Source organism: Rhodococcus rhodnii NBRC 100604 (genome assembly GCF_001894925.1).
Lineage (GTDB): Bacteria > Actinomycetota > Actinomycetes > Mycobacteriales > Mycobacteriaceae > Rhodococcus_F > Rhodococcus_F rhodnii.
The window spans coordinates 36,178-44,905 of sequence record NZ_BCXD01000029.1; the positions used below are offsets into that span (position 1 = coordinate 36,178).

Here is an 8,728-nt window from a genome sequence, read left to right on the forward strand (position 1 = left end):
CACTATAGGTCAGTAGACGCGGTTACGCTCCTCTTGTTCGCCCGCTCGTGCGGTTCAATAGACGTCGCGCACGTACCGGTGCTCGGCGGCGAGCTGCTCGACGTATCGTGCCGCTTCGTCGGGGCTGCGGCGCCCGTGCGTGCTCACGATCTCGACGAGCGTGTCGTCCACATCGCGTGCCATGCGCGCCGCGTCACCGCACACGTAGACGTGCGCGCCCTGGTCGATCCACGACCAGAACCGGGACCCGTTCTCCCGCATCCGATCCTGGACGTACACCTTGCGACGGCCGTCCCGCGAGAAGGCGGTGTCGAGCCGCGCGAGCGAGCCGTCGCCGAGCATCTCGTGCAGTTCGTCACGGTAGTAGAAGTCGGTCGCCTCGTGCTGCTCGCCGAAGAACAGCCAGTTGCGGCCGCGATGACCGCGCGCCCGCCGATCGTGGAGGAACGCCCGGAACGGCGCGACACCCGTCCCCGGCCCGATCATGATCGTCGGCGTGGCCGACTCCGCGGGCGGAACGAAGTGCTTCGTGGGGGTGACGAACACCGGAACGTCCCCGCAGACGCGGTCGGCGAGATAGCTCGACGCCACACCGCCCCGGCGGCGGCCATCGTGCTCGAAGCGCACGACCGAGACCGTGACCTCGACGTTCCGGGGATCCGTGCGGGGGCTCGACGAGATCGAGTACATGCGCGGCGTCAGCGCGGGCAGCACCGCCAGCCACTCCTCGAGCTCCGCACGGACGCGATGCTCGCGCAGGACGTCCATCGCCTGCCGGCCCCACAGCCACGCGTCGAGGGCCGTCGTGTTGCCGCGCCGCAGCAGGCGGCCAAGCGTCTCGTCGCCCGTCCGCTCCTGAACGAACCGCAGCAGCGCGGGCGTGACGCGCGTGATGTCGAGACGCTCTGCGAGGACCTCCCGCAACGGGCGGTCGTGCTCTGCGACGGCGGATCCGCCGTCGAGACCCGTGACGCCCAGCCACTCGTCGACCACCTCGGGACAGTTACTCGGCAGCACGCCCAGAGCGTCGCCTGCGGCGTACTCGACGTCGTCGCCGAACCGGAATGCGAAGCGTCGTACATCCTTCGCCGACCCCGAACCGCTGAGCCGCGACGACGCGACGAGCTGTGCGCGTGCGGGATTCGTGCGGCTGCCGAGCCGGGCAGGCGCGGTGGGCGCGTCTGCGAGCGACGGCGCATCGACCGTTCCGAGGGCGGACAGGACGTCGGTGAGCCAGCGCGACGCCGTGTGCTCGTGGTCGGGTTCGCAGTCGGCCCGCTCGGCGAGCCGCGTCGCGCCCAGTTCCGCGAGCCGGGCATCGACCCGCCGGCCGTGCCCGCAGAAGTTGGTGTAACTCGAATCACCCAGCGCAAGAGTCGAATACCGCAGTTCCGTGAGATCGGGTGCGCCGTCGGCGGCCAGCGAACGCCAGAGCGCCGCACCGTTGTCGGGAGCGTCGCCCGTCCCGAAGGTACTCGTGACGACGAGAAGCGTCCCGCGCGCGGACAGTTCGTTCGCGCCGAGTTCCGCCATGTCCACCGCCGCGGCCGAGTGTCCCGCACCGGTGAGCACGGCCGCACACCGCTGCGCGAGCTGCTCCGCCGTCCCCGTCTGCGACGCCCATGCGACCGTCACCTCGGGGAGCGACTCCCGCACGGTGGCCGGAGCCGCTGTCCGCGGCGCCTTCTCGACCAGCCGCACCCCGACGGCGCACACCTTGAACTCGGGCTGCAGCGACTGCGGGTCGACGGCGTCGTTCGTGACGGCGTTGATCGCCGTGTACTCGCCGAACGAGTCGTTCCAGTGCATCGGCGCGAAGATCGTTCCCTCACGCATCCGGTCGGTGACGACGGCAGGCAGCACGGCGCGCCCACGGCGGGACGCGACCTCGACCCGATCGCCCTCCTCGATGCCGTGGCGCTCGGCGTCGACGGGGGAGATCTCGACGAACGGCCCAGGAGCGAGCTTCTCGAGCTTCGCGACGCGGCCGGTCTTGGTACGCGTGTGCCACTGGTGCTGGACGCGTCCCGTGTCGAGGACGAGGGGGAAGTCGTCGTCCGGCAGCTCCGCGGACGGCAGGTGGGGACGCGGGTGGAATCGCGCCCGTCCGCTCGGCGTCGCGAACGCGAGCGCGGGCCGCGAGCCGTCCTCGCGCGTCACCCGCGTGCGACTCACGCCGTCGTTGCGATACCGAATCGGGTTGCGCGCAGCGCCGTCCGGTGCCACCGGCCACTGCACGGGGCCACCGCGCAGGCGGTCGTACGATGCGCCGCGCAGGTCGTAGCCCGTCGCCGGATTGTGTGCCCGCGCGAGCTTGTCGAAGACGGCCGATGCGTCGGGGTGACCGAACCCGGCGTCGTACCCCATCTCGCGCGCCACTCGGGCGATGATCTCCCAGTCGGGCAGCGCATCGCCCGGCGGCGGAACCGCCCTAGGCAACAGCGACAGCGACCGCTCCGAATTGATCGACACCCCTTCGGCTTCCGACCACATCGCCGCCGGAAGCACCACGTCGGCGTAGTGCGTCGTCTCCGTCTCCCGGTACGCGTCCTGCACGACGACGAACTCCGCCGCCTCGAGACCTTCGATCACGGTCGACCTATTCGCCACGCTCGCCACCGGATTGGTGCAGATCACCCACACCGCCTTGACGACGCCGTCGCGCAACTTCTCGAACAACTCGACGGTGCCGCCACCCGCCTGCGTCCCGATGGTGCCCGGCGGCAGCTCCCACAGGTCCTCGACGAACACGCGATCGTCGGCGTCGAGGACCGAACGTTGGCCCGGCAGGCCCGGCCCCATGTACCCCATCTCGCGGCCGCCCATGGCGTTCGGCTGCCCCGTCAGCGAGAGCGGACCGCTGCCGCGGCGGCAGATCGCGCCCGTCGCGAGATGCAGGTTCACCAGCGCGTTCGTGTTCCACGTCCCGTGCGTGCTCTGGTTGAGGCCCATCGTCCAGCACGACGTCCACTCGCCCGCGGTGCCGATCCACTCGGCCGCCGTCCTGATGTCGTCGGCCGACAGTCCCGTGACCGCTGCCACCGCCTCCGGCGTGTAGTCGGCGAGGAACTCGGGCATGCCGTCCCAGCCCTCGGTGTGCTCCGCGACGAAGTCGTCGTCGACGTGACCGTTCGCGACGATCTGCTGCAGCAGCGCGTTGAGCAGTGCCAGATCCGTGCCCGGCGCGATCTGCAGAAACAGATCGGCCTTCTCCGCCGTCGCCGTGCGGCGCGGATCCACGACGACCAGCTTCGCACCCTGTGCGACCCGATCCATCATGCGCAGGAACAGAATCGGATGGCAGTCCGCCATGTTCGAGCCGATCACGAAGAACACGTCGGCATGATCGAGATCGTCGTACGAACCGGGCGGCGCGTCCGACCCGAGCGACTGCTTGTATCCCGTGCCCGCACTCGCCATGCACAGCCGCGAGTTGGATTCGATCCAAGGCGTCCGCACGAAACCCTTCGCGAGCTTCGTGACGAGGTACTGCGCCTCGAGAGTCATCTGGCCCGACACGTAGAAGGCGACGGCCTCCGGCCCGTGCTCGTCGACGATCGCCCGCAGCCGCGATCCTGTCTCCGCGATCGCGGCGTCGAGTGGCACCGGCCGGGGTTCCTCCCCGCGTTCGGCGCGCCGCAGCGCCGTCGTCGCGCGGCCGTCGCCCGCCAGCATCTCCGCGCTCGTCGCGCCCTTCGTGCAGAGCCGGCCCCGGTTCGCCGGGTGCTCCGTATCACCTCGTACGCCCAGGACGCGGCGCACGCCGTCCCGCACGCCGACGTCGAGAAGCATTCCGCACCCGACACCGCAGTACGAGCAGGCCGTGCGTACCACCTCGGTCCGTTCCACCGCAGTCACACACCCCATCGTGCGGGGGACACGTTTCGCATCGGATGACACGCCGTGACACCGCGGTGACACCTCCCTCACGGCAGTGCCGAGCCGACGGTGAGGCGGCAGGTCACGGTGTTCGGCGAACCGGTCACACGGCCTCTACCGGCCCGTTACCGTCGATTCCGAGGAAGGGAGAGCACGCCATGACCACCATGAAGGCAGCCGTCGTCCACGCATTCACCGACCCCCTCGCCATCGACGACATCGACGTACCCGAACCGGGACCGCACGAAGCGCTCGTCAAGGTCGACTACACGGGCGTGTGCCACACCGACCTCCACGCCGCCCACGGCGACTGGCCCGTCAAGCCGAGCCCGCCGTTCGTCCCGGGACACGAGGGCGTCGGGACCGTCGTCGCCGTCGGACCCGAGGTCACGCGGGTCAAGGAGGGCGATCTCGTCGGCAACGCGTGGCTGTGGAGCGCATGCGGCGAATGCGAATGGTGCGAGACGGGGTGGGAGACGCTCTGTCCCTTCCAGAAGAACGGCGGCTACTCCGTCGACGGATCGTTCGGCCAGTACATGCTCGTCGACTCCCGCTACTGCCCGATCATCCCCGACGGCGTCGAGGAAGCGGCCGTCGGACCCATCCTGTGCGCGGGTGTCACCGTCTACAAGGGAATCAAGGTCACCGACACCAAACCCGGTGAGTGGGTGCTCATCTCGGGTATCGGCGGACTCGGCCACATCGCCGTCCAGTACGCCGTCGCGATGGGCAGGCGCGTCGCGGCCGTCGACGTCGAGGACGACAAGCTCGACCTCGCGCGCCGTCACGGCGCCGAGGTGACCGTCAACGCCCGCACCTCCGCCGACGCCGCCGAAGAACTGAAGGAGAAGACCGGCGGCGGCGTCCACGGCGCACTGGTCACCGCCGTCAACGCACACGCTTTCCCGCAGGCCGTCGGAGCACTGCGCCGCGGCGGCACCGTCTCGCTCGTCGGCCTGCCGCCCGACCAGTTCCCGCTCGACATCTTCACGACGGTCCTGTTCGGCCTCACCATCCGCGGGTCCATCGTCGGCACCCGCAAGGACATGCAGGAGGCACTCGAGTTCTTCGCGCGCGGCAAGATCTCGCCGACCTACCAGGTCCGCCCACTCGCCGACATCAACGAGATCTTCACCGAGATGGAGAAGGGCGAAATCGAAGGACGCATGGTCATGGACATGAAGAGCTGAGCGTCAGAAGGCGTCGGCCGCAACGCGCCGGTCGCCACCTCCTCGCATCACACTGTTCGCCTGTGGATGTTGCGTTGATTCGTGTACGCGCGGCATCCGCGGGCGCATGCTCATCCTGATCCAGGGCAACACCGGGCCGCCATCGGTACAACGCGGATCATGGCAGTGCGAACCGGTGGCCCTACGGTGGGCACAATCGACCAGAAACTGTCCCGGTACGGCATATCGATGGTTCGACGAGGAGAGCCGAGTCTCGAGCCTGGCCCCGGAGATGACTGCCGCTTTCCGGTGTTGGAATTGTTCTATCCCAACACGTTCAAACGATCTCAACCACTTCCGTTTTCGACCTTCGTCGCGCAGGTCTCCGCCAGGCGAGGATGGGCTTTGCAGGGGTTTCTGATCGTGGCGGCCACGTCGTCGTGTCCTATGCCCTGTGGCCCCTGGTCTTCGCGTGGGCGATCGGGGTACTTCTCGCTGCTCAGGGCGAGGCGCCTCATCGCTGCACTGACCTCTGAGGTGATCATTCCACGCAGGAAGGGCGACCGTCCGCGGGCTGATGCGGCCGATTCGGGATCAATGTAAACGACAGACGGTCGGCCTGCCGCGCGTGGGGGACTGCTCGCGTAGGGGTTCCGCGGCCGAGTCCTGCACCACCGACGCGTCCGGTCCAGAACGCCTGGCCATCGTGAGGGGTGCGGCCGGCAACTGACGGCGGTGGCATCTCAGCGAGGGTCCGTCGTTGCGGAGACGGCGCCATCTCCGGACCGTAGGCGCACCGGTATGCCGGCGGGATCTTGCGGCACCTCGATGGTGCTTGTGCCCGTCGCCGAGAAGGCGTCCACCGCGTAATCGCCCGGGCCTGTGACCAGCGTGACGTCACCGTAGCGGGAGTTCAGATCGACGGGGGCACGGGTATCGTTCACCGTCAGATCGCCGAAATGCGAATTCCCCTGGACGGCAGTCCCGTACGGGACGGCGATCTCGTACAGGGCGACGCAGGTGGGGCGGCCGACGGCGAATCTGTCGGGGCAACTCGCGCTGATCGTCAGACCGGACCCGTTGGTGTCGATGCGTTCATCGGGCTCGTCGCCGTCGGTGAACTCGAAGGAGCGCCGTACCTCGATGTCGTCGCGGTCGGAGCCGATCACCCTCGCGCTCAGGGCCGCGGTGGTCACACCGACCTGTTTTGCTCCCACGTCATCGAAATCGAGTGTCACGACCGTGGTGCCACTGTAGCTGTCGTTCCGCTGTTCGTGACTCGTGGAATCGGCAGTGCAGCCGGCGAGCGCCACGGACGAGAGTGCCAGTGCCGCAACGCTGACGGAGAGGCGGAACTTCCGGGGTGCGGTTTCAACGACGGGCATGGCGAATCTCCTGAACGAGTGCGGTGGCGGCGATCAGCGCGGCGCCGACACCGAAGGACAACAGTGGGGGCGGGCCGGCGAGCGACTCATCGGTGCGGAGCGCGCCCATGACGTCGACCGCTGCGACCCCGTTGAGCACGGCGTACCAGATCACCAGGTAGACAGCCTGGAACACGCGTGCGCTCCGGCCGATCGACCCGATCAGCAGCGCAAGGGCAGGAATCGCCGTCGCGCCCGCAACCCACGCGGCGACGCCGGTCGCGTCCGCTGCAAGCAGCATTTTCACCAGCGGGCCGACGCCCGCGATGGCCGCGATGAGCACGCCTGCACCCCACTCGGCGACGAGTCTGATACGAGGCGAGACGCTGCACTGCACAAGGGGAGCGACGCCCTGTTCAAACGTGAGTGTTCCGAGGCGTGACCACACCAGCACTGGCAACAACCATGCGAAGAGAAGTACGGTGCCGACGCGATCAGCGGGAACGGCGAGGGCCGCGATCGTCACGATCGCGAGCGTGAGCCACCACCACCGGGACACGCTTCCCAGATGAATGCGCACCTCGCCGAGCAGCAACCCCGGGAACGACTGTCCACGCTCGCCCGGTGGCAGGGTTCGCGGACCCTGTGAGAACGCCGGTGCGACGGGAGGCTCGGTTGCAGGTACGGCAGACGGATGCGAGGGAGTGCGTTGTCGCCGTGACGGGTCGAACCGGCCGAACCAGAGGGAGGGAAGGAAGGCGACGAGCGTGGCGGCGGCAATCAACCCTGCACTCGCGGCGACGAGCGTCGTGTCGATGTCGATCCCGGACCACGTGAACTGCCCGAGTGCGCCCGGTTCCGCTGTGAGCCCGATCGAGATCTCGTCATCCGTTCCGGGGTGCTGCGCCGCCAGGTCTGCCTGGAACCCTGCGGTAACCGATCCGTAGACCAGTGGAATCCCGGCGAGAAACATCGACGGATACACGAAGAACCACAGTATGTTTCCCGCACCACCTCGCAAGAACGGGACGGTTTCGAAGACGACGGCGGCTGCGGCGGCCACGGCCAGGACAGGAAGACAGAACAGCACGAGCGGAAGCCAGAGCGTCGTCAAGTCGAGGCTCGTGGATTCCCCGCGGAGAAGCTGCATCACGGGTGCGATCAGGGCGAGTGCGGCTGCCATCGCCGCGAGCACCATCAGGTTGCTCAGGTACTTGCCCACCAGATACATCGGCGTGCGCAACGGGGAGGCGGACAGCATTTCGCCTACGCCGGTGGAGATGTCGCGCGCGATGCGGCCGCGGACGACGTAGAAGCCGAACAGCGGCAACCACAGGCTGCCGATCATGGCGAGCAACATGCCGATGTATGCGCTGTCGTAGAGTCCCCGGAACGATCCGACCTTGACCATTGCGTAGGTTGCAGAGACCGGCGGGACGGCAACATAGCCGAGTGCGACAGCACCGAGCACCGTCACCAGGAACGCGGGACGCCGCGAACGATCCCGGAAGTCGGCCATCGCGACGGCAGCGACGGCGCCTGTCATCCGGTCACCCCGGCGGGCGCCGTCGGGCTGTGGACCGCGTCGACGTACGCGTCTTCGAGATCGGGTTCGACAGGACGAGCCCCCGGCATCGGAGGTGTTTCGGCGACGGCACGGACACGCACGCCCTGTGTTGTTCGGACCGTGCGGGTTATCGTCGCTCGTTGCCGGATCTCGGGCACGACATCGACCGGGACCGTCGCTTCCCACACCCGACCGTCCGCGGAACGGAGAAGTTCCTCGGGCGTGCCACGCCGACGTAGTTCGCCGGCCGCGAGGATCGCGATGTCGTCGGCGATCGCTTCGATGTCCGACACGATATGGGTGGACAGGATGACGATCCGGTCGTTCGCGAGATCCCCGAGCAGGTTGCGGAACCGCATGCGTTCCTCGGGGTCCAGCCCGACCGTCGGTTCGTCGACGACGAGAAGTTCGGGGTCGCCCAGGAGTGCCTGCGCGATACCGACACGCTGGCGCATGCCGCCGGAGAACGTACCCACCGGACGCGAGCCCGTGTCCGTCAGATTGACGAGTTCGAGCAGCTCGTCGACCCGCTCCCTGGCCGACCGCGCAGTCAGACCTTTGACCGCGGCGAGATACCGGAGGAACTCCCCGGCACCGAGATTCGGGTAGACACCGAAATCCTGCGGGAGGTAACCGAGGACGCGTCGGAGCGGCTCCGGCCGAGCGACGATGTCGGTACCGTTCCACGTGACCGTACCGGTGGTGGGGCGGGTGATCGTGGCGAGAATGCGCATCAGCGACGACTTACT

The 8,728-nt window shown here is 68.3% G+C and carries 5 protein-coding genes; 1 reads left to right on the plus strand and 4 read right to left on the minus strand.

Translation table 11 applies throughout. The features are described from left to right. Positions 1-54: 54 nt before the first annotated feature. Complete coding sequence (locus tag RR1_RS18245) at positions 55-3,849, minus strand: bifunctional nitrate reductase/sulfite reductase flavoprotein subunit alpha (RefSeq protein WP_010840133.1); 3,795 nt, start codon at positions 3,847-3,849, stop codon at positions 55-57. A 188-nt stretch (positions 3,850-4,037) separates the two neighbouring features. On the opposite strand from RR1_RS18245, the gene adhP reads away from it, so the two are divergent. Continuing rightward, positions 4,038-5,069 carry an alcohol dehydrogenase AdhP gene (gene adhP, locus RR1_RS18250; protein WP_010840132.1) on the plus strand — a complete coding sequence of 344 codons (1,032 nt, stop codon included), beginning with the start codon at positions 4,038-4,040 and terminating at the stop codon, positions 5,067-5,069. 722 nt (positions 5,070-5,791) lie between these two features. Here adhP and RR1_RS18255 read toward each other — a convergent pair. The 3 genes from RR1_RS18255 to RR1_RS18265 form a co-directional block, all read right to left on the minus strand. Beyond that, positions 5,792-6,286 carry a hypothetical protein gene (locus tag RR1_RS18255; RefSeq protein ID WP_143153919.1) on the minus strand — a complete coding sequence of 165 codons (495 nt, stop codon included), beginning with the start codon at positions 6,284-6,286 and terminating at the stop codon, positions 5,792-5,794. Between the two features lie 133 nt (positions 6,287-6,419). Next, positions 6,420-7,958, minus strand: coding sequence for a hypothetical protein (locus tag RR1_RS18260; protein ID WP_010840130.1), 1,539 nt, complete (start codon positions 7,956-7,958; stop codon positions 6,420-6,422). Continuing rightward, a partial coding sequence (locus RR1_RS18265) for an ATP-binding cassette domain-containing protein (RefSeq protein ID WP_083581036.1) occupies positions 7,955-8,728 on the minus strand: 774 nt, incomplete at its 5' end. The genes RR1_RS18260 and RR1_RS18265, both read right to left, overlap by 4 nt.

Coding starts and splice junctions, on each gene's coding strand:
- adhP (WP_010840132.1), top strand. CDS start 4,038: ATGACCACCATGAAGGCAGCCGTCGTCCACGCATTCACCGACCCCCTC.
- RR1_RS18260 (WP_010840130.1), bottom strand. CDS start 7,958: ATGACAGGCGCCGTCGCTGCCGTCGCGATGGCCGACTTCCGGGATCGT.